A 26,146-nucleotide genomic window follows, 5' to 3' on the forward strand; every position below is an offset into this window, starting at 1 on the left:
GGTGGTGTGCCTGCTCATGGTCGTGCCTGCTGGTCTGCCGGGGCGAGGTGCTTCTCGAACGGGAGCGGGCCGATGGTCTCGGGGTCGGCCTCGGTGTCGAAGAGCGGCGTGTAGCCGGTGGCCAGGTACAGGCCGCGGGCCTCGGGCTGACGCGGCCCGGTGGTCAGGTAGACGCGCCGGTAGCCGCGCTCGCGCGCCGTGCGCTCCAGCTCGATCACCACCTGTCGGGCCAGGCCGCGACGGCGGTGCGCGGAGTGCGTCCAGATCCGCTTGAGCTCGGCCGTCGCGGCGTCGTAGCGGCGGAAGGCACCGCCCGCGACCGGGTCACCGTCCTCCAGGAGGAGGAGCAGCGTCCCGCCGTGGGCGGGCGTGAACTCCTCGTCGGGGTAGCGGGCCAACTCCTCGTGCGCGTCGCCGCCGTAGCGCGCGGTGTACTCGTCACCGAGTTCCCGCAGCAGCGGCTTGACCAGCGGGTGGGAGACCGGGACCTCGACGACCGTCAGGTCGGATGGGGGCTGTGCGACGGAGGTCATCCGCGCACCGCCGCGAGGCTCCGCTCGGCGCCCGCCGCGCGCTCGGCGTCGCGCTTGGCGACCTCCTCGCGGACGATCGGGATCACGTACCGGCCGAAGTCGATGGCGTCGTCGAGGAGCGCGTAGCCGCGGGCCGAGAGGATGTCGACGCCGAGGTCGTAGTAGTCGAGCAGCGCCTGGGCGACCGTCTCGGGCGTGCCGACCAGCGCGTTGGAGTTGCCCGCGCCGCCGGTGGCCGCCGCGGTCGGGGTCCACAGCGCGCGGTCGTAGCGCTCGCCCTGCTCGGCGATGGCGATCAGCCGCTGGGAGCCGGTGTTCTCCGGCGCGCCGCCGCGGTGGTGGCGGGGCAGCCCCTGCTCGCGCCGGGCCCGGATGGCGCCGACCGTGCGGTGGGCCTTCTCCCAGGCCAACTCCTCGGTCGGCGCGATGATCGGGCGGAAGGCGACCTGGATGCGCGGCACGTCGGTGCGCCCGGCCGCCGCGGCGGCCGCCTTCACCGCCTCGATCTGCTCGGCGGTTTTGGCCAACGGCTCACCCCACAGGCAGTAGATGTCGGCCTCGGCGCCGCCGGCGGCGTACGCGGCGGGCGACGAGCCGCCGAACGAGACGCCGGGGCGCGGCTGTTGAACGGGGAAGACGTCGGCGACGAAATCGCGGAACCGGTAGTGCTCGCCCTCGTGGTCGAAGGGTTCCGTGGTGGTCCAGATCTTCTTGACGAGCTGGATGTACTCGCGGGTGCGGGCGTAGCGCCCGTCCTTGCTGAGCGTGTCGCCCTCGCGCTGCTGCTCGTGGTCGTTGCCGCCGGTGATGAAGTGCACCGTCAGCCGGCCGTCGCTGATCTGGTCGAGGGTGGCGAAGGTCTTGGCGGCGAAGGTGGGGTACGAGACGTTGGGCCGGTGGGCGAGCAGGATCTGGAGGGAGTCGAGCTTGCTGGCGAGGTACGCGGCGGCCGGGGCGGGGTCGGGGGCGCCGGACGCGTAGGCGAACAGCACTCGGTCCCAGCCGTACTCCTCGTGCGCCCGGGCGAGCCGGATCGTGTACTCCTTGTCGAACGCGGCGCCGGAGCGTGCGGTGGTCTCGGAACCGTCGTTGGTGGCAGCGATGCCAAGAAACTCCACGGGCATGGGAGGGCCTTTCGCGAAGAAACGGGGAGGGCGACACACCGACGGGTCGGCGCGCGGAGCGGGCCGTCGGGGTGGCACGGAAGTGGTGGGTGAACGGGACGCGGCGAGCACGGCGCACCGGTGGGTGGCGCGGGCTCGGACGGTGGTTCGCGCGGCGTGGTCCGCGGCGGCGCGCCGCTGGGATGCGGGGGCCGGCCGACGTGGGGGAGGGGCCGCGCGAGGGTGGGGCGGCGAGCGAGGGGGGCCCGCGACGGGGCTACCGCAGGAGGAGAGGGCCGGTCAGACGGCCCGCTGCCGCGTTAGCGACAACACGCGGCGGACCACACCCGACCGAAGTCGATGTGGTCGCGGGTGACCAAGCGCTGTTGTCCCTTCACGAAACTAATGGACCAGTAGTTTGCGCCTCCCGTCAACTACGTGCCCGGATATTGGACGGACATTGACCGACTCTGATGCGATATGTGCGCCCATTGACACACCCGCGAGGGGCGCACATACGATCGACCACGAACCGGCCCCGCCACCAGCGGAGTTGGTCGCGACGCGGCGCGGAGCGCGGCCCGCCGGTCGCCGTCCGATCCGTCTCGTACGCCGGCGTACGCCCCGACCGTCCGCCGGCCGCCCGCCGGCCGTTCTGTCGATCGCCCGCCGCCGACTGTCGTCCGCCGTTCGTCGTTCGCCGCGTCTCGGGGCACTCCCGCCGTGGGGTGGGGGCATTGTCGGTCGGTTCCGCGCGGTGTCGCGGCACCCGTATATTTGATTATCGTTTTCATATAGCCTGGCCGTCGGGCGCCGCCACCACGGCGCGCCCGACCGTCGTCCGTCCGTCCCGCGCCCGGTCGCGGGGCCGTCTCCGTACGACCGCCGCGGCATGGGCCGCGGGGCACGCCACAGTTCGGGGCCGCACGTGCCGCCCCGGCCCGAGTCGAGGGAATGCCGATGGATGACGCGAGGGGGAGGCGGCCCGTGCCCGCCTCCGGTGCCGCACCGGTTGACCAGCCGTCGCTCGCCTGGGACGACGGGGCCATCGTCGCCGTCGACCAACGCGCGCTCCCCGGCGAGACCCGGGTGCTGCGGCTGACCAGCGTGGACCAACTCGTCGCCGCCATCCGCTCGCTCGCCATCCGTGGGGCGCCGGCCATCGGACTCGCCGGCGCCCTCGGCGTGGCGCTGTCGGCCCACCGGCACCGCACGGACGGCGGGTGCGACCAGGCCGCGGTGCGCGCCGACGCCGCGCGGCTGGCCGCCGCCCGGCCCACCGCCGTCAACCTGGCCTGGGCCGTCCACCGGGCCGCCGGGCGCGTCGCCGCCGGACCCGACGCGGTCCTCGCCGAGGCGCTGGCCATGATCGATGAGGACGTCGCGACGGGGGCCGCCGCCGTGGAGCGCGCCTGCGAACTGGTCCTCGCGCGCGTCGGAGCGCGGCCGATGCGCCTGCTCACGCACTGCAACACCGGTCGCCTGGCCACGGCCGCGGTCGGTACCGCGCTCGGCGTCATCCTCGAACTCGGCCGCCGCGGCCTGGTCCGCGAGGTACTGGTGGGCGAGACCCGGCCGCTGCTCCAGGGCGCCCGGCTGACCGCCTGGGAGCTGGGGCGGGCGGGTGTCGCCTACCGGGTGTGCGTGGACTCCGCAGCACCCGCCGCCATGGCCCAGGGGCTGGTGGACTGCGTGCTGGTGGGGGCCGACCGGATCGCCGCCAACGGCGACGTCGCGAACAAGATCGGTACGTACGGGCTCGCGACGGCCGCCGCGCGACACGCCATCCCCTTCGTGGTCGTCGCGCCCGAGTCCACCTGGGACCGGGCGACCGCCGACGGCTCGGGCATCGTCATCGAGGAACGCGACCCCACCGAAGTCACCGCGTACGCGGGCGTGGTGACCACACCGCCGGGCGCCGCCGCGTACAACCCGGCCTTCGACGTCACCCCGGCCGACCTGGTCACCGCGATCGTCTCCGAGGACCGGGTGTTCGTGCCCGGGGGCGCCCCCGCCGCCGGCATGGCCGCCGCGGGCCGTGGCGACCGGGAGCGCGTCGCGCGACCACCGGCGGGCGCGCCGGCCGCCTCGTACCAGCGCGGCGGGGCGGCGACATGACCGGAGCCGAGCCGCCTGCCGACGGCGATCCGGGCGCGGAACTGGCCCGCTTCTCGCGGCAGTTGTACGAGCGCGGCTGGATGCCGGGCACTGCGGGCAACCTCTCCGTACGGCTGTCCGACGCCACCGCCCTGATCACCGCGAGCGGCCGGGCCAAGGGCGAGCTGACCGAGGGCGAGATGGTCGCCGTGCACGTGGACAGCGGGGCCGAGGTGAGCCCCGGGCCGCTGCGCGCGTCGGCCGAGACCACGATCCACTGCGCCATCTACCGCACGACCCAGGCTTGCGCCGTCATCCACGTCCACGCGCCGTACGCCACCGCCGTCGCCACCCGCGCCGGGCACCCCGCGCGCCGGCGCACGCTGCGCGTCGAGCGCCTCGAACTCCTCAAGGGGCTGGGCCTGGCCGACCCGACCAGCGCCGCGCTGCCCGTCTTCCCCAACTGGCCCGACGTGCCCCGGATCGCCGCGGACGTCGCGGACCACCTCGCCGCCACCCCGCACCCGCCCCCCGCCCTGCTCATCACCGACCACGGCGTCACCACCTGGGGCCGCGACCTGGCACAGGCCCGCGACCGGCTGGAGTGCCTGGAGGCGATCTGCCAACTGCTGCTGCTCACCGGCGGCCTGCCGTCGATCAGCCCCGTCGACGCTCACGTCGACACGCACGACGACGCACATGACGACACACCCGATGCCGAGAGGTGACGTGCCGTGACCCTGCTCCAGGTCATGCCCGACGACGCGCCCGACCAGGTGCTCCTGCGCACCCGCGACCAGGCCCGCGTCGCCGACGCGCTACGCGCGCACGCGGTGGCCTTCGACCGCTGGCCGGTGCGCGGCCCCATCGCGCCCGGCACCGCCCCGGACGAGGTGCTGGCGCGCTACCGCACCGAGGTGGACGCGCTCAAGGCCCGCGACGACCTGCGCCTGGTCGACGTCGCCGGGCTGCACCCCGAAGAGAGTGACGCCTGGCGACAGAAGGCCGCCACGGCGCGCGCCACCTTCATCGAGGAGCACCGGCACGCCGAGGCCGAGGTGCGCTTCTTCGCCCACGGTGTGGGGTGCTTCTACCTGCACCTCGCGCATGAGGTGTACGCGGTGGTGTGCGAGGCCGGGGACCTGCTGTCCGTACCGGCCGGCACCCCGCACTGGTTCGACATGGGCCCGCGCCCCGAGTTCACCGCGATCCGCTTCTTCGCCGGGGAGGACGGCTGGGTGGGCGACTTCACCGGCGACCCGATCGCCCAGCGCTTCCCACGCCTCGACGCGCTGCTCGCGGCGGACGCGGCGTGAGCGGCCCCGCGCCGCGCGCGGTGGTCTGCGACATCGAGGGCACCACCGGCTCCGCGGACCACGTGCGCGACGTGCTCTTCCCCTACGCGCGCCAGCGCCTAGCCCACTGGCTGGCCACCCACCGCGGCCAGCCGGCCTGGGAGCGGGTGCTGCACGCGACCCGCGCCCACGCCGACGCGCCCGACCTCGACGAACGAGGCGCCGCGGCGACGCTGGCCGCCTGGTCCGACGCGGACGTCAAGGCCCCGCCGCTGAAGGAGGTACAGGGGCTGATCTGGGCCGACGGCTACGCGAGCGGTGAACTCGCCGGCCACGTCTACGACGACGTGCCCACGGCCCTGGCCCGCTGGCGGCGCGCGGGCATCGCCCGCTACGTCTACTCCTCCGGATCGGTGGCCGCGCAACGCGACTGGTTCGCCCACAGCGACCACGGCGACCTCAGCACCCTGCTGTGCGGGTACTTCGACCTGGCCAACGCGGGGGCCAAGCGCGCCCCCGGGTCCTACCTGGCCATCACCGCCCGCATCGGGGTGCCGGCCGGCGCCACGCTCTTCCTCAGCGACGTGCGGGAGGAGTTGGACGCCGCGGCCCGGGCCGGCTGGCGCGTCATCGGCGTACGCCGCGCCGGCGACCCGCGCGGCGACCGGGTGCCGGGCCACGCCACCGTGCCAGACCTGCACGGCGTACTGCCCGACCCGTAACCCGGACGCCCCGCCCTGACGGGCGCTCAGCCACGGGGGGAGCCCGCGTCTCCCGTGGTACCGCGCGCGGCGATACGGGGCCGCGTCGGGCGGCTGGTCACCTCGCGTCGCTGAGCATGAGGGACAGGGCGGCCAGGACGGTGGGGGCGATGCGGTAGTAGATCCAGGTGCCACGCCGCTCGGAGGTCAGCAGGCCCGCCTCACGCAGCTTCTTGAGGTGGTGGCTGACGGTGGGCTGGGAGACGCCGACGTCGGCGATGTCGCACACGCACGCCTCTCCGTCGGGATGGGAGGCGACCTTGGAGAAGAGCCGCAGCCGGACCGGGTCGCCGAGCGCCTTGAACATGGCGGCCATCGTCGCCGCGTCCGCGGGGGAGAGTTCCTGCCGGGTGAGCGGAGGGCAGCACGGCTGAACGCGCGGGACCGCGGCCGTCTCCTGAAGCGTGGGCATATGCCTATGGTGACACCGGCACTTCCCGGACGCCAAGGACCGATCAGGCCCCGCATGCCTGGCCAGGCCGCACGGACCCGCCCGCGAACGGGGAACGACACGGCGGGCCGTGGGCCGTTCGGCGCTCCGCCCGGCGGCATGTCCCCGGCGCTCTCCCACGGCGGAAGCGGCGCCTCCGCGTCCCGGCGGGGAGCACACGACGGGGGCCGGTGCGTCGGCCGGGGAGGCCCGTGCGATAGGCAGGGGGCAACGTCCGCACCCGCGACCACCAGGGAGAGCACCGAGATGCAACAGCGCTGCGCCGTCCTCGACGACTACCAGGGCGTGGCCGCCACGAGCGCCGACTGGGCGGCCCTGGCGGGCGAGGTGGACGTGGTCACCTTCGCCGAACACCTGGGCACCGAGGACGAGCTGGCCGCCGCCCTGGCCGACTTCGACATCGTGGTCACGCTGCGGGAGCGGGTGCCCTTCCCCGCCTCGCTCCTGGCTCGCCTGCCGAGGCTGCGCCTGCTCGTTGCCTCCGGCATGCGGAACTCCGTCATCGACTTCGCCGCCGCCGAGGCCCACGGGGTGACCGTGTGCGGCACCGAGAGCTCGCCGACCCCGCCGGTCGAGCTGACGTGGGCGCTGCTGCTCGGCCTGGCGCGCGGCCTGGTCCCGGAGAACGCCGCGCTGCGCGCCGGCGGCCCCTGGCAGAGCACGCTCGGCGCCGACCTCGCGGGCCAGCGCCTCGGCCTGCTGGGGCTCGGGAAGATCGGTAGCCGGGTGGCCGGGATCGGCCTGGCCTTCGGCATGGACGTCGTCGCCTGGAGCCAGAACCTGACCCCGGAGCGCGCCGCCGAGGTCGGCGTGGCGCACGCGGGCTCCAAGGAGGAGCTGCTGCGCGGGAGCGACTTCGTCTCGGTGCACCTGGCGCTCGGGGACCGCACCCGGGGGCTGCTCGGACCGGCCGAGCTGGCCCTCATGAAGCCGACCGGCTACCTGGTCAACACCTCGCGGGCCGCGATCGTCGACCAGGAAGCGCTGCTCGCCGCGCTGCGCGCCGGCACCATCGCCGGCGCCGCCGTGGACGTTTTCGACGAGGAACCCCTGCCGGCCGACCACCCGCTGCGCACGGCGCCCCGCCTGCTGGCCACCCCGCACCTCGGCTACGTCACCCGGGGCAACTACCGCAGGTACTACGGGCAGGCCGTCGAGGACATCCAGGCCTACCTCGCGGGAGCGCCGATCCGCCGTCTTACGGGGTGAGTCCCCGCCACCGCACGCCCGGGGCCGCCACCGGGCCGGGACCGCCACCGGGCGGTGCCGCCGTCGGCCCGGGATTCGCCCGGGCCCGGACCCAGGCGCACCCGGATCGTCAGACGGTGGAACCGGCCGGGCACGGACACGGACATCGACCTCACCCGGGAGCGGCGGGCGGTGGTGGCGGTGTGAGTCGCCGCCCAACGGCCGGCGCGCCGCTCGGCACCGGGCGCGGGCCGGCCCGTACTCCTGTGCGTTCGGGAGCTAGACGTCCGGGAGCGGCTGCTCGGTCCAGATCGTCTTGCCGTGCCGGGTGTAGCGGCTGCCCCAGCGGCTGGTGAGCTGGGCGACCAGGTACAGGCCGCGCCCGCCCTCGTCGGTGGCGCGGGCGCGGCGCATCCGGGGCTGGGTGCTGCTGGGGTCCGACACCTCGCAGATGAGCACCCCGGCCCGGATCAGCCTGAGTTCGACGGGGCCGCCCGCGTACCGGATGGCATTGGTGACCAGTTCGCTGACCACCAACTCGGTGGTGAAGGTCAGCTCGTGCAGGCCCCACTCCGCGAGTTGGCCCGCGACCAGTTCACGGGTGCCGGCGACCAGCGCCGGGTCGGCCGCCAGCGTCCAGGCGGCCCGATCGCGCTCCGGGAGCATCCGGGTGCGGGCCAGCAGCAGCGTGACGTCGTCCGGCAGCCGGCTGGGCGGCAGGTCGGTCACGACCTCGCGGGGCAGGCCCGCCAGCGGGCGGCGCAGCACGTCGGCCCGCAGCAGTCGGGCGCGCAGTTCGGCCATGCCCTCGTCCACGTCGCCGGCGCCCCGCTCCACCAGGCCGTCGGTGTACAGCGCGAGGACGCTGCCCGGCGGCAGGTCGAGTTCGGTGATGTCGAAGGGCAGGCTGCTCACGCCCAGCGGCGGCCCGGGGTCCAGTTCGATGAAGCGGACCGAGCCGTCCGGGGAGATCAGCGCGGGCGGCGGGTGCCCGGCGCTGGCCATGACGCAGTGTCCGGTCACCGGGTCGTACGTGACGTACAGGCAGGACGCCCCGACCGAGTCGGTCAGCGAGTTGGGCGCCCCGTCCTCGATGCCGGGCCGGTCGCTGTCGGCCTCCACCGTCAGTTGCAGCACCAGGTCGTCGAGGTGGGTCAGCAACTCCTCCGGGTCCACGTCCAGGTCGGCCAGCGTGCGCACGGCCGTACGCAGCCGGCCCATGGTGGCCGTGGCCTGGAGGCCGTGTCCGACGACATCGCCGACCACCAGCGCGACCCGGGCCGACGAGAGCGGGATGACGTCGAACCAGTCGCCGCCGACGCCGCGCGCCGCGTCCGTCGGCAGGTACACGCTGGCCGTCTCGGCCGCCACCACGTCCGTGAGCGCGGGCGGCAGCAGGCTGCGCTGGAGCTTGACCGCGGCCCGCCGCTCGCGGGTGTAGCGCCGGGCGTTGTCCACGGCGAGCCCGGCGCGGGCGGCCACCTCCTCAAGCAGCGTCAGGTCCTCGGCGTCGAAGGGCTCCAAAGCCTCGGTGCGCCAGACCGTCACGCGCCCCAGCAGGATGCCGCGCGCGTGCAGCGGTGCCGTCATCACCGAGTGCGCCCCGGGCACCGACCGGGCCCAGGCCAGCACCTCGTCCCCTGCGCCGGGCGCCCCGACGTGGCCGTCGCCCGAGCCGTCGGCGCCCTGCTGGCCGGTCATCTCCCGGTCGACCCAGCGCTCGCCCCTGGCGCCCGCGCCGACGTCGGCCAGCGCGCCGGCCGTGGCACCCCCGCCGGCCGTGCCCGTCCCCTCGCCGGCCGCCTGCTGATCGGCTTCCCGCTGGTCGGCCGCCTGCTGGTCGGCCTCGCGTCGGTCGGCCGCCCGCTTGCCAGCCGCCTCCGCCGCGGCGGACCCCGCGTCGGCGGCCTGGGTGCCGCCCGCGGCGCCGTTCGCCGAGTGGGTGGGGGTCTGTACGCCGTCGGCGGTCGCCGTGCGCCGCAGGTCGGCGACGAGGCCGTCGCGGTCCGGGCGCTCGGCACGCTGTCCGCCGCCGCGCGAGACGGCCTCGGCCTGGCTGCCGTCCACGGCCTCGGCCGCCGCCGCGATGTCCGTCGCCCGTTGGGTGTCGATGCTGCCGAGCGTCATCGGCCCGGTGGGCAGCGGGCTGCCGTCCGTGCCGGCCACGGCCATCCGGCGCAGCGCGAACAGGTGCTCCCCGTCGTGCGCGGGCTCCTCGCCGATCAGCACGGGGTCCGCCAGGTCGACGGCGGCGAGGTCCGCCAGGCCGGGGACGAGGACGGTCGTCAGGTCCTCGCACGTACGGATGATGGAGAGCGACTCGCCGAGCACCGCCGCCGCGTGGTGCAGCAGGTCGAGCCGCTGCCGGGCGCGGACGTGGTCGGTGATGTCGGTGAAGAACGCCGCCACCCCCACCAGGCCGCCGTCGTGCGGATCGCGCAGCCGGAACGCCGAGATGGTCATGTGCCGCCCGCCCCGCGGGTCCTCCCGGGTGCGGATCAGCACCTCGACGCCGAGCCGCAGGTCACCGGTGCGCAGCACCTCCGCGAGGTGTCGCTCCAGGACCGCCGCGTCCTCGGGGAACAGGAAGTCGCCGAGCCGGTGGCCGGCCAGGTCGCCCGGGACGCCGGTGTACCAGAGCAGGTGCGCGTTGGTGCGCACCAGCCGCAGGTCCACGTCGAAGAGCACGACGCCCATCCGGTCCTGGAGGAACAGCTCGTGCGAGAAGGCGATGTCCTGCCGCCACCGCTCGTAGGCGGGGCGCGCCGCGGCGAGCACCAGGTAGCGGGTCGCGTCGACCCGGCCCGCCGCGCCGCTCAGCGGCAGCACCCGGAAGACGACCGGCACCTCGTGGCCGGCGACGTGCCGGAGCACCACCCGCCCCTCCCACGCGTCGGGCGTGCGGGTCCGCAGCGCCCGCCGCCACTGGTCCCGGTCGGCCAGCAGTGAGGTGACCGGCCGCCCGCACGCCTCGTCACCGGCCAGCCCGAGCAGCGTGGCTGCCTCGTCGGTCCAGCCCAGAATGGTGCCGTGGGCGTCCAGTACGGCCCCGGCGGGGTCGCTGAGGGCGGACACGGGGTCCTTGGTCTTGTCCGCGCGTCGCATACGCGTGCACCTCGCTCGGCGTCCTGGCCGGCGCCCGCCACGACGGCTCACCGGTGCCGGGCGGGCACCGTAGGACACCGAGTGGCCCAGGCCGCGACGGACGTCAGGTCATCGGTCGACGGACGGCCACTGTACGCCTGGCGCCCCCTGCTGCGCCGGCGCACACGTCACCCCGCGCGGCGAGCCGCACCGCTCCGCGCCCGCTCCACGCTAGGCGGCCCGGCCCGGGACGGCACCCGGGGGCCCACCACCCGGGTGTCCCGCCCGGAGCGTGGGCCGCCAGGCCCGTGGTGGCACCGCCCCGGCGCGTACCCCGCGCCGCCGGGCCGGCGGCGGCTCTGGTGCAATGAAGTGCCAGTGGCCGGCAGCCGCCGAACCGGTGGCCGCCCAGGACGCCAGGGATGGAGCAGCACATGGAGAGCCGAACCCGGACCGCGCTGGTCGAAGACCTGATGGAACGCTTCCCGCAGGTGCCGAGGGAAGCGGTGCTCAAGGAGGACCTGCTGCGCGGCGGCATGGCCTTCGACGAGTCCGCGCTGAGCGGCACTGCCGACGGCGCGTCCGGCGACGTCAAGCCCAAGTCGTACTTCATCTTCTCCTTCGACCACCGCACGCTGCCCGAACTCGGCGCCGCCGCGCTCAACCGGCCGCCCGAGGAGATCGTGCTCACCGGCGGCCCCTACGACCTGCGGCGCACCGTGGTCTCGGTGCGGGTCAACCCCGCGTCGCCGTACGTGGTGCGGGCCGGCGCCGACGGCGCGCTCGGGCTGTACCTGGACGGGGCTCGCATAGCCGACGTCGGGCTGCCGCCGATGCCGGACTACTACCGGCACACGCTCGCCAACGGCAAGTCCGTGATGGAGGTCGCGCCGACCATCCAGTGGGGCTACCTGGTGTACCTGACGGTCTTCCGGGTGTGCCAGTACTTCGGCGCCAAGGAGGAGTGCCAGTACTGCGACATCAACCACAACTGGCGCCAGCACAAGGCGGCGGGCCGCCCGTACACCGGCGTCAAGCCCGTCGAGGAGGTGCTCGAGGCGCTGGAGATCATCGACCGGTACGACACGGCCCGCGCCTCGCAGGCGTACACGCTCACCGGCGGCTCCATCACCTCGCACGTCGGCGGCCGGGACGAGGCCGACTTCTACGGCCACTACGCGAAGGCCATCGAGGAGCGGTTCCCCGGGCGGTGGATCGGCAAGGTCGTGGCCCAGGCGCTGCCGCGCGAGGACGTGCGGCGCTTCCACGACTACGGCATTCGCATCTACCACCCCAACTTCGAGGTCTGGGACCGGCGGTTGTTCGAGCTGTACTGCCCCGGCAAGGAGCGCTACGTCGGCCGCGACGAGTGGCACCGGCGCATCCTGGACTCCACCGAGATCTTCGGCGCACGCAACGTGATCCCCAACTTCGTGGCGGGCGTGGAGATGGCCGAGGCCTTCGGCTTCACCACGGTGCGCGAGGCCATCGACTCCACCACCGAGGGCCTGCGCTTCTTCATGTCCCACGGCGTCGTGCCCCGCTTCACCACCTGGTGCCCCGAGCCCACCACACCGCTCGGCAAAGCCAACCCGAACGGCGCGCCGCTGGAGTACCACATCCGCCTCCTGGAGACCTACCGCGCCACCCTGGAGGAGTACGGGCTGACCTCGCCGCCCGGCTACGGCCCGCCCGGCCCCGGTCGCGCCGTGTTCTCGGTCAGCTCCTTCATGGACAGCCTCCCGCAGGCGCCCGACGACGCCGACGCGCCGGAGCCGGCCGGCAGCACCCCGGTCTGACCCGAGCACCACCGGGGGGTGGACGCGCCGCGCCGCGTCCACCCCCGGACGGGGTGTCAACCCCGACGAAGGTGGGGGGCGCGGCCTGCCGTTCGACCCGGGTTTCCCAGCACGGCCACTTTTACGTTCAGTGGCCATGGAACGAACATCTCCCACACACTCCGGGGCCGTGCGGCGCCCCCTGCTCGCGGTCGGCCTGCTCGCGGCGGTCGGCGGCGTGGTCGGCTGGCTGGCGCCGGGCGGCGTCGGCGAGCCGGACCCGGTCCAGGTCACCGAAGGGCCGTCGGCGAAGGCGTACCGCTCGCTCGGCGACGCGCTGGACGGCGCCCCGTCGTGGTTCGCCACCCTGAGCGAACTGGCCAGCGAGGGCACGCTGGTCCTCCTCGGCGCGCTGTTGGCCTGGGCGTGCTGGCGCGCCGTGCGCCGCGGCGACGCGCGCCAGGTGGCGGGCGCGCTGCTGGTCGGCGTCGGCACCGTGGCGGCCTACGCGGCGAGCGAGGCGCTCAAGCTCGCCGTCGACGAGGAGCGGCCGTGCCGGGCGCTGCGCGGCGCCGCTGTGCTGGGCGAGTGCCCGGAACCGGGGGACTGGTCCTTCCCCAGCAACCACGCCACGCTGGCCGCCGGCATCGCGGTGGGGCTCGCCGTGCTGCGACCCCGGCTGGCCGCCGTGACCCTGCCGCTGGCCGTGGTGGCGGCGCTGCTGCGCGTCGTGCTCGGCGTGCACTACCCGCACGACGTGCTGGCCGGCGCGGTGCTCGGCGGCGGCGTCACGGCCGCCGTGCTCATCGCGCTGGGACCGCTCGCCGCGCGCGTCCTCACGCCGCTGGTCGCCCGGGTCTCACCCGTGCCCGGGGCCCGCGGGGCGCTCGGCCGGGGCGACCACGCCCGCCTCGTGGGCGACGACCGCCGCCGCGGCCCGGTTCTCCACGCCGAGCCCGGCCAGAATGGCGCTGACGTGCGCCTTGACCGTGCCCTCCACCACGTGCAGCCGCCGGGCGATCTGCCCGTTGGACAGCCCGGCGCCCAGGAAGGTGAGCACCTCCCGCTCGCGGGCGGTGAGCGCCTCGACCCGCGCCCGAGCGGCCGACCGCCGGCTCGCCGCGTCTCCGGCGCCGCTGGCCGCGAGGTGCGCGACCACCCGGGCGGCGACCTTCGGTGACAGGTAGGCGGCGCCGTCGGCCACCGCGCGAACCCCCGCGATCAACTCCTCGGGCTCGCCGGACTTGATCAGGAAGCCGACGGCGCCGCCGCCCAGCGCCCGCAGGATGTAGTCGTCCTCACCGAAGGTGGTCAGCATGAGCACGCCGGTCCCCGGCGCGGTCCTGCCGATCTCGGCCGCCGCCTCGATGCCGCCCGTGCCGGGCATCCGGATGTCGAGCACGGCCACGTCGGGGCGGTGCCGCAGCACGAGGTCCACGGCGGCCCGCCCGTCCCCGGCCTCGGCCACCACCTCGATGTCGGGCGCTGTGGTCAGCACGGCTCGCACGCCGGCGCGGATCATCGCCTCGTCGTCGGCGATCAGTACGCGGATCACGGGTTCCTCAACTCGTCAGTACGTCGAGCGACACCAGGCGGTCGCCCCTGAAGCACAGCCGGTACGCGTCGCCCGACCGGTCGTCGAACGGGTCGGCCGTCACCGCGTAGAACTCGCACGTGCTGGGGCCGCCCTTCGGCGGCGCGGCGGAGGGCCGGTGCACCGTCTGCTGGTCCGGCAGCACCCGCTCGACCTGGCGACGATCCTGCCCCACCCGCAGCCGGGCGTAGTCGGCCGGGTCCAGGACGGCGCGCGAGGTGGTCACCGCGTTCCACACGATGAGCACGGCGCTCAGTACGGCGCCCGTGACCAGCGGCAGCATCAGCGCCGCCACCAGTGTGCGGCGCACCCGCCGGCGGGCCCGCTGGTGCTCGCGCGGCAGCGCGCCGGTGTCCGGGCCACCCGGCCCGCCCGGCTGACCGGCGCCGCCGGCAGGCCACTCCAGGGAGCCGGCCGCCGCCGGGTGGCGCTGCTCGGGGCGGGCGGGGGGCGTGTGCGGGATGCGGGCGGTGACCGCGAAGCCCGCCGCGTACGGGCCGCAGGCGAAGCTGCCGCCGGCCAGCCGCACCCGCTCGTCGAGACCGATGAGCCCCCGCCCACCCCCGGACACCACGAGCGGGGCGCCGGGGGCGGCCTCGACGGCGGCCGGGGCCCGCTCGCCCCGGCCCGGCGGCGGCCCGTTCTCGACCCGTACCGCGAGCTCCTGGTCCCCGTAGCTGACCCGCACGGCCACCTCGGCGGCCGGCGCGTGCTTGGCGGCGTTGGTCAGCGCCTCCTGCACGACCCGGTACGCGGCCCGCTCCGCGACCGGCGATGGGTGCGCCGCGGCGGCGTCGCCGTCGACGCGCAGCCGCACCGCGAGGCCGGCCTGCGCCGCCTCCTCCACCAGGCGCTCAAGGGTGGCGGCGCGGGCCCGCTCCGGCGCGGCGTCCGACGCGTCGCGCAGCACGCCGACGACCTCGCCGAGCCGTTCGACGGCCGCCGCGGCGCGGGCCCTGATGTCACGGGCCGCCTCGCGGTGCCGCTCGTCCAGGTCGGGGCTGAGCTGGAGCGCGCCGGCCGACAGCGCGATCAGGGAGAGGTCGTGGCCGAGCACGTCGTGCATGTCCTGGGCGATCCGGGCGCGTTCGCGCAGCCGGGCCTGCTCCGCGACGAGCCGCTGCTCGCGTTCGAGCTGCCCGGCCCGCTGCCAGCCGGCCCGCACCAGCTCCTGGTACTGCCGCCAGAACCGCCCCGAGAACCAGGGGAGCATCGCGGCGACCACCACTACCGCCACGAAGATGCTCGACAGCTCGAGCCACGCGGGCACCACGGTGATCGCCACCAGGCCGGCGGCCAACAGCGCGACGAGCACCAACGCCGTGGGCAGCGTCCTGCCCGGCCGCCGCCCGGCCAGGAACGCGGCGACGGCGGTGGGCAGCGCCCACCACAGGCTGACCACGCTGAGCCCCGCCGTCACCGTCGCCGAGGCCGTCAGCAGGTGCCCGGGGTCCACCCCGCGTGCCAGCGCCCGTGCCACCGCGCCCGCGTCACCTCGCGCCGCCCTCGGCGGAGTCCCGCCACGGTCGCGCCCGCCGTCGATCGTCGTGCTTTCCACGCCCACGACCCTACGAAGGCCAGGCCACGGCCCGACACTGCCGAAAGTCCAATCCCGCCCCGGCCACCCGTGGGCCAGGGCACCCGTGGGCCCGTAGGCCCCAGCCACCCGTGGGCCCGGGCCGCGCCGCGCCGGGCCGGGGTTCCTACGCCCCGGGGGTGGCGAAGTCCAGGGTGCGCCAGGGGCTGCCGGGCGTGTCGAGCAGGATGCGGTGCGGGGCGAGGGCCGATGCGTACATCGGCCCGAACGCCTCCTCGTCGAACCGCAGCACGCGGCCGAGCACGTAGCCGGCGGAGAAGTCCGACCAGGACGTGTAGTGCCGGCGACACAGCGAGCCGGCCCGGATCACGGCGGCCTCGACCTCCGCGCGGTCCGCGTACCGGGCGCCGAGCCCCCAGCGCGCGACGCTCACCGCGCGCCCGAAGTCGTACCCCGTGGCCGAGGCGACGTGTCCGTCGGGCGGCAGCAGTCCGTCGGCGCGAAACCGCGCCTCGTAGCGCAGGATGCGCTGGATGAGTTCCCGCGCCTCCACCAACTCGGACTCGGTGGCGCCCCGCTCGTACAGCGTCTCGGCCGCCGCCCGCTGCCAGAGTCGCGGATCGACGGGCCTGCCGGGTGCGCCGCGGGCGATGCCGCGCCGCACCCGCAGCACGAACTCGGGCTGCGGCGGGCTGTTGCGGCCCCGGAGGAGGAAGTCGAGCTGTCGGCGCCACTGGGCGCGGCTGGACGCGCCCCATGCCTCGCGCAGGATCCTGGTGTCGGCGCGGTAGTCCGCGTAGACGTCGGTGAGGTCGTTCCACAGCGCGCGCCGGTGCACGGACAGGTGCGCCCCGCAGGCGAGTCCCATGGCCAGCCGCCCGCGCAGCGGCCCGGTGTACTTGGTCAGCAGCGCCCCGGCCGCCGCCTCTCCCGCCGCCTCGCGGCTCGGCGTCTGGTCCCGCAGCGCGAGCCAGCGCCGCCGCTTGCGCCGGGCGCCGGGGAAGAACGCCTCGGTCGGCGTCCCCGGGTTGACCACCATGCCGCGCAGCTTCTCGCCCCACCACACGTACGGCGCCAGCGGCAGCGCGATGGCGCAGGCGACCTCCCCGGCGCGCGGCGTGGTGAGTTCACCACGGGTGTAGACGGCGAGGTAGCGCGGCCCGTGGGCCGCCGTGTGCGGGACCCAGGCGATGAGTTGGTCGTCGTCGACGAGTTGTCTGGGGGCGTACGCGAAGGTCGGCGCGGCGAACAGCACCCGCAGGTAGCCGTCCCAGTCCCGGCGTGCCTTCGCCTCGAACAGTGCTCTCTCGACGTCGGTCGGCGGCACCCACGCGGGCACCTGTGCGGCAGCTCCGATGATCGGCGTCCCCATGGCAGTCAGTATTCCCCGCGGGGGTGCCCCGCCATGGGCGCCAGCCGAATCCGATACCGGCGCGCGGTGCGCGGTCGGCGGATACGCGCCACCGTGCGCCGGGCCGCACGAGCCCGCGCCGCGCCGGAGCGCGGCCAGGCGGGGGACGGGGCACGGCTCGTCAGCCCGGCGCCGGGGTGAGGGCGCTGCCGTGCCGCACACGACGGGTGTCTCGGCGCGAGGCCCGGCCGCCGAAACCCCGTCCCCGGGCAGCTAACGCCGTGGGCCAGGAAATAGGGGTTCAGGGAGAGATGTAGGGGTCGGACGGGGTGAGCGACTAGGGGGTGTTCGCACCGTGCGGTGTGCCATGGTCGCCTCCACCCGGCGGATACGGGGGGTTCGGCGCGAGGAAGGCCAGGTGGGGGTGGGTGCGCCGGGTGATGGGGCGCCGGCGGGGTGAGCGGGGGAGGGACGGGGACGCGAGCCGTCGGGCCGGAGTCGGACGGTCCGCTGTGCAACGGCTGGATATCGATTGTGTCCCCGAGCCTCGACGGACCCCGTCCGACGGTCTGTGAAACCGCAACGGCCTGCTAGGTTTCCCGGGCAATTGATCAGGGCATGACGGGGGACCTACCGTGCGAAACAAGACAAAGATCGCCGCCGCAGCCGCTGTCGCGGCACTGGCGCTCACGCTGACCGGTTGTGGCGACGACGGCGACGACGGCGGGTCGTTGTTCGGCAAGCCCAACAAGGGCGGGAACCAGGCCATCGGCGGCGGTGAGGGCACCGGCGGCGACGAGATCAAGATCCCGGGCCCGGACTCGACCGGGCTGACCGGTGGTTCGAGCTCGACGGGCACCTCGGGCGGCTCCGGCTCGACCGGCGGCTCGGACGCCAGCAGCGCTCAGGGCCTGTGGTACACGACGGAGCGGACCGACTCCGGGCAGGTGGGCATCCTCAGCGTCTCCGGCAGCGCGTTCGTCATGCGCATGGGCACCATGACGTGCTCGGGCACCTCCGACGACCAGATGAACGTCAACGCCACCTGCCAGGGCGACACGATGACCGGCAAGGCGGCGCTCAGTGAGGGCGGTCAGAAGCTGACGATCACCTGGAGCGACAGCGGCACCGACGAGTTCTCGCGGCAGATGCCCACCTCGTAGCCCGCGGCCCCGACGGCGTACGCACAGCGCGCGGTACGCCTCGGCGCGCGGTACGCCCTCACACAGCACAGCACAGCACACGAGCACGCGGCCACGGTCCCGTACGGGTTCCGTGGCCGCGCGCTCGTGCGTGGTGGCGCCGTCGGTGGGGCGACGGGCGGCCGCCGTGACCGAGGTGGCCGGGCGGGCCGGCTACTCGGCGACGTACGTGGTGCGGGTCCACCGGAACACCCGCAGGGCGCGCTCGCCGTGGGCGACGGTCTCCGCGGTCGGCGCGAAGTGCGCGTAGTGGTTCCCGCGCGGCAGCTTGAGCATGGACCCGGGGTCGCGCACGTACCGGATGCGCTCGTGGTCGGGGAGGTCCTCCGCGGGGCCGCCACGGAGGATGATATTGGCCTCGGCGGGCGCGGTCTGGCGGGGCAGGACGTCTTCGGTCGCGAGTTCGTTGGTCACGAGGGAAAGCTCCTCCGGTGAGCGGCGCGGTGGAGGCGGGTACGCGATCTCCAGCGAGACGACGGGGCCGCCTCTCCCGCAGTTCAGCAGCAGCCCGGCGCCCCAAGTAACCCCTAAATCCGATTCGTCGGGGTGGCGGGTGTTTCTGGGGGCGTTAGGGGCTTGGCAGTGACCTGCGTCACGCGCAGTGTGGGGCGCCGGCTACGCCACCGAGGCCGGTCCGGTGGCGGGGAGGCGGCCGGACAGAAGGGCCCGGGTGACGGCGTGCTCCGGCGCGCGGAACACCCGTTCCGTGGGCCCCGCCTCGACCGTGCGCCCCGCGTCGAGCACCAGCACCGTGTCGGTCCGGTCGCCGATCAGTCGCAGGTCGTGGCTGATCAGGACGAGCGCGAGGCCGTGTCGCTCGCGCAGGGCGACCAGCAGGTCCATGATCGCCGTCGCCGTCTCCCCGTCCAGCGCCGACGTCACCTCGTCGCAGACGAGCACGTCGGGACGGGCCGCGAGGGCCCGGGCGATGGACACCCGCTGGCGCTGGCCGCCGGACAGCTCGTGCGGGTAGCGGTCGGCGAAGTCGGCGGGCAGCGCGACCTGTTCGAGCAGCTCGGCCACGCGTGCGCGGGCGTCGGCGCCGCTCGTGCGGTGGTGCAGCCGCAGCGGGCGGGCGATGGCGGCGCCGGCCGTGACGCTCGGGTTGAGGGCGCCCAGCGGGTCCTGCGGGACGAGTTGCATCCGGCGCCGCTGGTCGCGGGAGCGCCCGTGCACCGAGGCCGCCAGCGGCGTGTCCCGCAATGCGACGGTGCCCGACGACGGCTTGTGCAGCCCGACCACGGCGCGCGCCAGGGTCGTCTTGCCCGAGCCCGAGACGCCGACGATGCCGAGGGACCCGCCGGCCGGCAGCGCGAGGCCGACGCCGCTCAGCACGGTGCGCCGCGCGCGCCGCGGACCCACCACCGCGCCGAGGTCCCGCACCGTCAGGAGCGCCGTGGCCGGGACGGGCGGAACGGTGGTGGCCAGGGTGGCGGCCGTGGTGGTGGCAGGGGGCGGCGCGGTGGTCCCGGCCGGCGCGCCCGCGCTCGTGGCGGGTCGTCGCGCCGGGAGCGCGGTACCTGTGGCGTACGGGGCGGCCGTGCCCGACGGGCGGGCCGCCGGGCGCAGTTCGACCACCTCGTCGGCGAGCCGGGACACCAGGTCGGCGTCGTGGCACGACAGCGCGATGGCGAGCCGGTGTTCGGTGGCCAGGTGCCGCAACAGGTCGCCGACCTCGTCGCGCAGCGCGGGGTGCAGGCCGGCCGTCGGCTCGTCGAGGAGCAGCACGACCGGCTCCCTGGCCAGCGCCCTGGCCAGGGCGACGCGCCGCTGCTGGCCACCGGAGAGCCCGCCCGGGCGGCGGTCGGCCAGGCCCTCGTCCACCGGCAGCCGGACCTCGGCCAGCAACCGCTCCACCGTGTCGGGCTCGGGCCGGACCGCCGTCTCGCGGAGCAGCGAGCGCACCCGCATCCGGGGGTTGAGCCGGGACCCGGGGTCCTGGCCGACGTAGGCGACGTGGTGCCGGCGCAGCGCCCGCAACTCGCGCTCGGCCAACCGCAGCACCGGGCGGCCGAGGACCTCGACCTCGCCGCCGGCACACTCCGCCCCGGGCGGCAGCGCGCCGCTGACGGCCCGCAGCAACGTGGTCTTGCCGGCCCCGGACGGTCCGGTGAGCGCGACCACCTGGCCGGGCCGTACGGTCAACGAGCCCGCGGCGAGCAACGGGTGGCGGCCCATGGTGCTGACCACCGTGAGGTCGGTGACCCGTACGGCCGGCTCGGCGGCGTCGGCCGAGTCGGCGGCCGACCGCGCGGCCGGTGGTGCGACCGGTGGTGCGGGGTGCCGCGGGGACTTCTTCGACGTCCAGCGCGTTCGGTGGGTCACAGCGCGGTCACCGCCTTCCGGCCGGCCTGCGGGACGAGCGCGACGGCCGCCAGGTTGACGCTCATGGCCAGCAGGCCGATGGCGATGCTGGGGGCCACCACGGCCCAGGGATTGAGCAGGACGCCGGCCGAGTTCTCCCGGATCATCAACGCCCAGTCGGCGGTCGGCGGTTGCGGGCCGACCTGGAGGAAGCCCGCGGTGGCGACGAGGTAGACGGCGGCGACGAAACGCAGCCCGAACAGCGCGAGCAGGGTGGCCCGCAGGTTCGGCAACACCTCGCGCACCACCAGGTGCCACAGCCCCTCGCCGCCGGCCGTCGCCGCCTCCACGTACCCCGAGGCCGCGATGGGCGCCGCGGCGCCCGCCGTCAGCCGGATCGCGTACGGCACGCCCAGCACCACGGCGGCCGTGACCACCGCGAGCCGGCCGCCGTCCGGCCAGGACAGCGAGATCAGCAGGATGCCGAGCACGGCGGGCAGCAGCATCAGCACGTCGGCGGCGCGCTCCACGAAGCGGCCGACGGCGGGGCGCAGCGCGCTGACCGCGCCGAGCACCGCGGCGATGCCGGTGACCAGGAGGGCCACGAGCAGCGAGGTGCCGATGAGTTGCCGACCGCCGGCGAGCAGGCGGCTGAGCACGTCGCGGCCGAGCTGGTCGCCGCCCAGCGCCGCGTCGCCGCCGGGTTCCGCGTACGGCGCGGCGACCGGCGTGTCCACGGCGTGCGGGGCCAGCCAGGGGCCGGCCACCGCCAGCGCGACGAGCAGCAGTGCGGGCGCCGTGCGCAGCGCCACGCCCCACGGGCCCGGGCCCGACCGGTTGGCCGGGGCGGGCCGGTGGGCCGGGCCTTCGTGGTGGGCGGAGACTCTCACGCGTGCCCTCCGGAGCTTCATTCGCGCCTCCCGGACGCCCTGGCCCGGACCAGGTCGGCGAGCAGCAGCACGCCGCTGATGACCGCGCCGGTCAGGGCCACCACGCCGGCGATGAGGGGCCCGTCGCGGTCGGTGACGGCCCCGGCGAGCACCGAGCCGACGCCGGGATAGTTGAAGATCGTCTCCACTACGACGGCGCCGCCGAGCAGCATGCCGGTCGAGGTAGCCAGCCCCGCGGCGATGGCCGGCAGCGCGCCCGGCAGCAGGTGGTGGCTGAGCACCCGGTGCCGGGGCAGCCCGTCGATGACGGCGGTCTCCACGTGCGGGGCCGTGGCCTCGTCGGCGAGGGCGGCCCGTACGATCCGGGTGTTCCAGCCGATCTGCGGGATGGCCAGCGCGAACACCGGCAGCACCAGCATGTCCCAGGACGCGGGCGTGCCGGTGGCGTCGGCGATGGTCACGGCCGGCAGCCAGCCCGCCCACTGCGAGAACACCAGCACCAGCGCGACCGCCACCACGAACTCCGGCACCGCGAGGACCGCCGTCGCGCTCGCGGACACGGCCCGGTCCACGCCGCCGCCGGGGCGCAGCGCGGCCCAGCAGCCGAGCGCCAGCGACACCGCCACGGTCACGAGCAGCGCGAGGCCGCCGAGCAGCAGCGTGTTGGGGAAGGGCGTGCCCAGCAGCGCGGCGACCGACTCGCCGCGCGCCGACGTGCCCAGGTCGCCGCTGGGCAGCGCCGCCATCCAGTCCGCGAAGCGCTCCAGGACCGGCCGGTCGAGCCCTAGCAGATGGCGGCGCGCCTCGATGTCGGCGGCGGACTCGCCGCGTTCGGCGGTGGCGTCGGCGGCGTCCCCCGGCAGCAGCTCCACGGCGCCGAAGACCAGCGCGAGGAGCACGGCGAGCAGCAGGGCGCGGCGGGCGAGCAGCCCGGCCAGGCGCGCCACGGCCGCCCCGACGCGGGCCAGCCCGCCGGGCGCGCCGCGCTCCGGCGCGCCGGCGTCTGGCGCCGGTCGGTCGGCGCGCGGTCGCTCGCCGGGTGTCACGGGCCGCCGCGCCGCGCCCCTCAGCGGGCCAGCCACGCGCGCTCAAGCTGGACGCGCCCGTACCCGGGCAACTTGGGCAGGCCGCGTACGGGCGCCGCCGCCAGGTCGATGCCGTCGGCGACGCCCCACAGCAGATAGCCGGACCTCTCGTGCTGGATCTTCTGGAGTTCGCGCAGCAGCGTGGCGCGCTCGCCGGCGTCGGCGGTGCGCATGGCCTTGCGGTACGCGGCGTCGAAGGACGGGTCCCGCCAACCCGCCTCGTTCTGCGCGGATTCGGACGACAGCGTCTTGCTCGCGTAGAACACGACGGAGTCGTTGGTGCCCCAGTAGGTGGTGTACAGGTCGCCCTTGAGCCAGACGTCGTCGTAGAAGACGGCGGAGTCCCGCTTGACGACTTTGACCCTGACCCCGGCCTCGCGCACCTGGTTGGCGAAGAGGGTGGCCGACTCGGCCAGCGCGGCCACGTCCTCGGTGGTGACCAGCTCGTACGTCCTGGAGAGGTCAAAGTCCGCCTCGGCCAGCAGCTTCCTGGCCCGGTCCAGGTCGCGGACCCGCTGCGGTATGGAGCGGTCGTACGCCGGGTCGCCGGTGCCCATGATGTCGTTGCCGACCACGCCGTAGCCCGAGAGCGCCTGTTCGACCATGGCCGGCCGGTCGACGGCGAGCCGCAGGGCCTCGCGCACCCGTGGGTCGGCGAACGGGCCGTCGGCCGTGCGCATCACGATCGGTAGCGGCATGTCGTCGCGCCGCCTGACGACCTGGATGTCCTCGCGCCGCTCGGCCGTGCGGGCGGCGACCGCGCCGACGTTGGACGCCAGGTCGAGCTGGCCGGCGAGGAGCGCGCCGGACAGCGCCTGCGGGCTCTCGAAGAGCCGTACCTCGATGGCGTCGAGCAGCACCTCCCCGCCGTGCCACGCGTCGTTGCGCACCAGTCGGGCGTTGCCGCCCCGGTACCAGTCGAGCTTGAACGGCCCGGTGCCCGGGCTCTGGTGGATCTCCTTCTCCGGCGTGCCCCGCTTCAGGATGAAGGTGGTCAGCCGCATGAGCTGGGGCATTTCGGCGTTGGGGTAGTCGGAGACCAGTTCCACGCCGTTCTCGCCGTGGGGCCTGATGTTCCCCGCCGCCACGCCCGGCATCCGGGAGGCGCCCGAGGGGGTGTTCCGCAGCCGCTTGAGCGACCAGACCAGGTCGTCGGCGGTGACCGGCGAGCCGTCGTGGAAGGTGGCGCCGTCGGCGATGGTGAACCGCCAGGTCCGCAGGTCCTTGGAGGACGACCACCTGGTGGCGAGGCGGGGCGCGGTGTTGGGCTTCGCGCCGGGGGCGGTGAGCGTGTCGTAGACGAGGGCGAGGATGAGGTAGTCGCTCTCGTTCGCCTGCACACCGTGCGGGTCGCGGGTGACGGCGGAGGCCCGGCCGAGCGCGCCCACCCGTAGCGTGCCGCCCTTGCGGGGCTTCTCGGAGCCGTTCGACCGGGCCGCCGGGTCCGGGTCGTCGCCGCCGCACGCGCCGAGCAGGGCCGTGGTCCCCAATGCGCCACCGGCCCACAGCAGTTGCCTTCTGGTCGCATCCACGCTGTCCCCGATCCGCCGGTGTGTTCGTACTGTTCAGACGCGGATCGAACAGTAGGTAAGGCTTGCCTAAACCTGCAAGGGTCGGGTTCTCGGCTGGCTGATGCTCGTCGTCGCACGCGCGGCCAAGTGCGCTGGGCAGGCAGGCGCGTGCCCCCGCGCGGGCGGCGCACACGCCGTCGCGGGCGGCCACCTCATCCGATCAGCCGCCGTCGCGGAGCCACCCGCCGTCCGACGACCAGTAGCCGTATTCCGGGCGCCCCTTGAGCCCGCTGGTGCGGAACGGCCGGCCGCCGTCGTCGATCCGTACCGTCCCCTGCCGGTCGCCGCTGACCCAGTCCAGCTCCAGGTACCACTGGCAGTCGCAGGCGACGGTACGGGCGTTGACGCGCAGCACCTCCGGATCGGTGGCCGAGACCCGGTACGGGAAGCGCACGGCGGGCAGCGGTCGTTCGCCGTCGTGCCCGTCGGTGGGCTTGGCCAGCGGACGGGCCATGTCCAGGTCGACGGAGAACGCGCGCGGCGTGAGCGAACCGCCACACCCGTTCTCCATCGCGAACGCCGGCCACGCGAGCGGCGCCTGCCGCCCCACCACGCGGACCTGGAGCCCGCGCAACACCACGGCCCGCGAGGAGCGCCCGGCCACGGTCACCTCCACGTTGGTGGTGCCGCCGTGCACGGCCCCGTGCGCCCTGGCCCAACCGGGCGCGTCCTGCTCCACCGGGGGCGGGGCGACCTCGGCGGGCTCCCGGTCGACGAGGTAGCGGTGGTCGCAGCCGTTCTCCCACACGTGCGAGCGGGTGCTGAGCGTCAGCGGTGTGCCCGCGTCGGCCCCCGGCCCGCCGTGCCCCCCGCCGCGCCCCGCGTCGCCACCGGGCGTGGGGTCGGCGGACGGCGCGCCGGTGCGGGACGAGCCGCCGGCGGAGGCGGCGGGGCCCGGGGCGGTCGCCCTCGCCTTGGGCCGCCGCTCCTCGGCCTGCCCCCGCCGGCCCGTTTCGGTGCGCCGTTCGGCGGCCGACTCGCCGGCGGCTCCGCCCCGCTCGCCCTGCGGTTGGCCACTCGCGCCGCCCGCCCGTGGCGGCGCCGTGGCCTCGGACGCCGCGCGCCCGCGCCCGGCGTCGGACGCGGCGCCCCGGCCACCGGAGCCGTCCGGCGGCGAACTCGCCGCGGCGGCGACGCCGATGACGGCCGCCGCGAGCACCGCGCCGACCGCCGCCCACGCCACGGCCCGCCGCCCGCGCAGCCGCGCGGCGAGCCGTGCGGGCAGCACGGGCAGCACCCGCCCCGAGCGCGGCCGAGCCGGCCCACGCGCCCCATCCGGCGCGCCCGCGCCCGCCGTTGGTGCGGCGGGCCGGGTGGTCGGCGTGTCCGAGGTGGGCGCGTCGGCGGCACCGGGCCCGTCGTCCGGGGCGCTCGGCTCGCTCTCCGTCTCGGCGGGGCCGTCCTCCGCTCCGGTGCGTTCGTCATCCGTGACGCTGGGCCCGTCACCCCCGGCCGGGTCCCCGGTGGGCTCACCGGCCGGCGCACCGGTCGGGTTCACGGCGGGAGTGCGCGCGGCGCCGGGCTCGTCACCGGCGGCGTCGCCCTCCGGTCGAGGGGGCGGCGTGGCCTCCGCCGCGACGGCGTTGCCGGGGGAGTCCGCCCCGGGGGCCGGGGCGACGGCGTCGCGGCCCGGCGCCGCGCCCCGCGCGGAGCGCGGCCCGCGCCCCGGCGCGGTGCGGCGGGCCGCGTCCGCGAGCAGCCAGCGGCGGTGCAACTCCACCAACTCGTCCGGTGTGGCGGCGCAGAGCCTAGCCAGTCGCTCCACCGGGGCGTAGTCGGCCGGCACGGCGTCGCCGTTGCAGTAGCGGTGCAGCGTGGAGGTGCTGACGTGCAACCGGCGGGCCAATGCGCCGTAACTGCGCCCTGATCGCTCCTTTAACTCCCGCAGACAGTCCGCGAACTTCTCGATCTCGGTCGCGCTCGCCATCCGCGCCACCCCCCGTTTCCCTGTGATCCCGCTCAATCCCACTCGTACCCGCCCGGCGTTGACACCGCCGGACGCCGCGTCACTCCGCCGCGTCGGCCACGGTCCGGTGGCACGCCGCGACCCGTACGCGCGTCATCCCCACGCCAACCGCCGCCGGCCCCGCGTCACGCGGAGCGTGCCGCGCGCGCCGCCTCGTCGCGGCCGGCCGCCCGGGGGCCGGCCGGCCCCGTACCGCGCGTCCGCCGCGCCCTGTGCGTCGGTGACACCCAAGGTGACCGTCGTACGGCCAAGACGGTTGCGGTCCGGCGGACACTGATCGCACCCTGGTCGGGTCGCCCGCCGGGGCTGGTGCTCCGCCGGCCGTCGGGTCGCAGATGATCATGTCGGAAAACCGC

20 protein-coding genes and 1 pseudogene are annotated in these 26,146 nt (G+C 75.6%); 8 read left to right on the plus strand and 13 right to left on the minus strand.

Annotated features, from left to right (window positions below; all coding sequences use genetic code 11):
- Nucleotides 1-14 precede the first annotated feature (14 nt).
- Together OYE22_RS29040 and OYE22_RS29045 are read right to left on the minus strand one after the other, a co-directional pair.
- A complete protein-coding gene (locus OYE22_RS29040; RefSeq protein WP_277323158.1) occupies nt 15-533 on the minus strand; it encodes a GNAT family N-acetyltransferase in 519 nt (172 codons plus the stop codon).
- Entirely contained in the window at nt 530-1,657 is a 1,128-nt protein-coding gene (locus OYE22_RS29045; protein WP_277323159.1) for an LLM class flavin-dependent oxidoreductase, read from the minus strand. Before OYE22_RS29045 ends, OYE22_RS29040 begins: the two co-directional genes overlap by 4 nt.
- A gap of 966 nt (nt 1,658-2,623) precedes the next feature.
- On the opposite strand from OYE22_RS29045, the gene mtnA reads away from it, so the two are divergent.
- Genes mtnA through mtnC form a run of 4 tightly spaced genes read left to right on the plus strand, consistent with a single transcriptional unit; the run spans nt 2,624 to nt 5,750 of the window.
- Nucleotides 2,624-3,754 (plus strand): S-methyl-5-thioribose-1-phosphate isomerase, encoded by a 1,131-nt coding sequence (mtnA, locus tag OYE22_RS29050; protein ID WP_277323160.1) that lies wholly within the window; start codon nt 2,624-2,626, stop codon nt 3,752-3,754.
- Entirely contained in the window at nt 3,751-4,461 is a 711-nt protein-coding gene (mtnB, locus tag OYE22_RS29055) for a methylthioribulose 1-phosphate dehydratase (protein ID WP_277323161.1), read from the plus strand. Before mtnA ends, mtnB begins: the two co-directional genes overlap by 4 nt.
- 6 nt (nt 4,462-4,467) lie before the next feature.
- Entirely contained in the window at nt 4,468-5,049 is a 582-nt protein-coding gene (locus tag OYE22_RS29060; RefSeq protein WP_277323162.1) for a cupin, read from the plus strand.
- On the plus strand, nt 5,046-5,750 hold the full coding sequence (gene mtnC, locus OYE22_RS29065) for an acireductone synthase (protein ID WP_277323163.1): 705 nt from the start codon (nt 5,046-5,048) through the stop codon (nt 5,748-5,750). The genes OYE22_RS29060 and mtnC overlap by 4 nt, the downstream gene beginning before the upstream one ends.
- Before the next feature lie 97 nt (nt 5,751-5,847).
- Here mtnC and OYE22_RS29070 read toward each other — a convergent pair whose 3' ends face one another.
- On the minus strand, nt 5,848-6,201 hold the full coding sequence (locus OYE22_RS29070; RefSeq protein WP_277323164.1) for a metalloregulator ArsR/SmtB family transcription factor: 354 nt from the start codon (nt 6,199-6,201) through the stop codon (nt 5,848-5,850).
- A 285-nt stretch (nt 6,202-6,486) separates the two neighbouring features.
- On the opposite strand from OYE22_RS29070, the gene OYE22_RS29075 reads away from it, so the two are divergent.
- Nucleotides 6,487-7,449 carry a D-2-hydroxyacid dehydrogenase family protein gene (locus OYE22_RS29075; protein WP_277323165.1) on the plus strand — a complete coding sequence of 321 codons (963 nt, stop codon included), beginning with the start codon at nt 6,487-6,489 and terminating at the stop codon, nt 7,447-7,449.
- A gap of 258 nt (nt 7,450-7,707) precedes the next feature.
- Here the strand turns inward: OYE22_RS29075 and OYE22_RS29080 are convergent, their stop codons facing one another.
- The gene (locus tag OYE22_RS29080) at nt 7,708-10,533 is read right to left on the minus strand and encodes a SpoIIE family protein phosphatase (RefSeq protein WP_277323166.1); all 2,826 of its coding nucleotides are present in this window, start codon (nt 10,531-10,533) and stop codon (nt 7,708-7,710) included.
- Between the two features lie 413 nt (nt 10,534-10,946).
- Here OYE22_RS29080 and OYE22_RS29085 point away from each other — a divergent pair, with 413 nt between their 5' ends.
- Together OYE22_RS29085 and OYE22_RS29090 are read left to right on the plus strand one after the other, a co-directional pair.
- Entirely contained in the window at nt 10,947-12,311 is a 1,365-nt protein-coding gene (locus OYE22_RS29085; protein WP_277323167.1) for a radical SAM protein, read from the plus strand.
- Nucleotides 12,312-12,447: 136 nt separating this feature from the next.
- Nucleotides 12,448-13,035, plus strand: a pseudogene (locus OYE22_RS29090) (phosphatase PAP2 family protein); the annotation flags it as partial.
- Between the two features lie 114 nt (nt 13,036-13,149).
- Here OYE22_RS29090 and OYE22_RS29095 read toward each other — a convergent pair.
- From OYE22_RS29095 to OYE22_RS29105, 3 genes are all read right to left on the minus strand, one after another.
- Complete coding sequence (locus OYE22_RS29095; RefSeq protein ID WP_277323168.1) at nt 13,150-13,845, minus strand: response regulator transcription factor; 696 nt, start codon at nt 13,843-13,845, stop codon at nt 13,150-13,152.
- A gap of 7 nt (nt 13,846-13,852) precedes the next feature.
- On the minus strand, nt 13,853-15,442 hold the full coding sequence (locus OYE22_RS29100; RefSeq protein ID WP_277323169.1) for a histidine kinase: 1,590 nt from the start codon (nt 15,440-15,442) through the stop codon (nt 13,853-13,855).
- Between the two features lie 145 nt (nt 15,443-15,587).
- Nucleotides 15,588-16,793, minus strand: coding sequence for a DUF1266 domain-containing protein (locus OYE22_RS29105; RefSeq protein WP_277323170.1), 1,206 nt, complete (start codon nt 16,791-16,793; stop codon nt 15,588-15,590).
- A 614-nt stretch (nt 16,794-17,407) separates the two neighbouring features.
- Between OYE22_RS29105 and OYE22_RS29110 the strand changes: the two genes are divergently transcribed.
- A complete protein-coding gene (locus tag OYE22_RS29110; RefSeq protein WP_277323171.1) occupies nt 17,408-17,935 on the plus strand; it encodes a hypothetical protein in 528 nt (175 codons plus the stop codon).
- Between the two features lie 192 nt (nt 17,936-18,127).
- Here the strand turns inward: OYE22_RS29110 and OYE22_RS29115 are convergent, their stop codons facing one another.
- The 6 genes from OYE22_RS29115 to OYE22_RS29140 form a co-directional block, all read right to left on the minus strand.
- Nucleotides 18,128-18,388, minus strand: a complete 261-nt coding sequence (locus OYE22_RS29115; RefSeq protein WP_277323172.1) for a DUF5988 family protein — start codon at nt 18,386-18,388, stop codon at nt 18,128-18,130.
- A gap of 201 nt (nt 18,389-18,589) precedes the next feature.
- On the minus strand, nt 18,590-20,299 hold the full coding sequence (locus tag OYE22_RS29120) for an ATP-binding cassette domain-containing protein (RefSeq protein WP_277323173.1): 1,710 nt from the start codon (nt 20,297-20,299) through the stop codon (nt 18,590-18,592).
- On the minus strand, nt 20,296-21,090 hold the full coding sequence (locus tag OYE22_RS29125) for an ABC transporter permease subunit (protein WP_277324376.1): 795 nt from the start codon (nt 21,088-21,090) through the stop codon (nt 20,296-20,298). The genes OYE22_RS29120 and OYE22_RS29125 overlap by 4 nt, the downstream gene beginning before the upstream one ends.
- Before the next feature lie 95 nt (nt 21,091-21,185).
- A complete protein-coding gene (locus OYE22_RS29130; RefSeq protein ID WP_277323174.1) occupies nt 21,186-22,250 on the minus strand; it encodes an ABC transporter permease in 1,065 nt (354 codons plus the stop codon).
- Nucleotides 22,235-23,785: an ABC transporter substrate-binding protein gene (locus tag OYE22_RS29135; protein WP_277323175.1), complete on the minus strand. Its 1,551-nt coding sequence runs from the start codon at nt 23,783-23,785 to the stop codon at nt 22,235-22,237. The genes OYE22_RS29130 and OYE22_RS29135 overlap by 16 nt, the downstream gene beginning before the upstream one ends.
- Nucleotides 23,786-23,984: 199 nt before the next feature.
- Nucleotides 23,985-25,751, minus strand: a complete 1,767-nt coding sequence (locus tag OYE22_RS29140; RefSeq protein WP_277323176.1) for a transcriptional regulator — start codon at nt 25,749-25,751, stop codon at nt 23,985-23,987.
- Between the last annotated feature and the right edge of the window lie 395 nt (nt 25,752-26,146).

The sequence above is a fragment of the Streptomyces sp. 71268 genome, from assembly GCF_029392895.1.
In the GTDB taxonomy this organism is placed as follows: domain Bacteria; phylum Actinomycetota; class Actinomycetes; order Streptomycetales; family Streptomycetaceae; genus Streptomyces.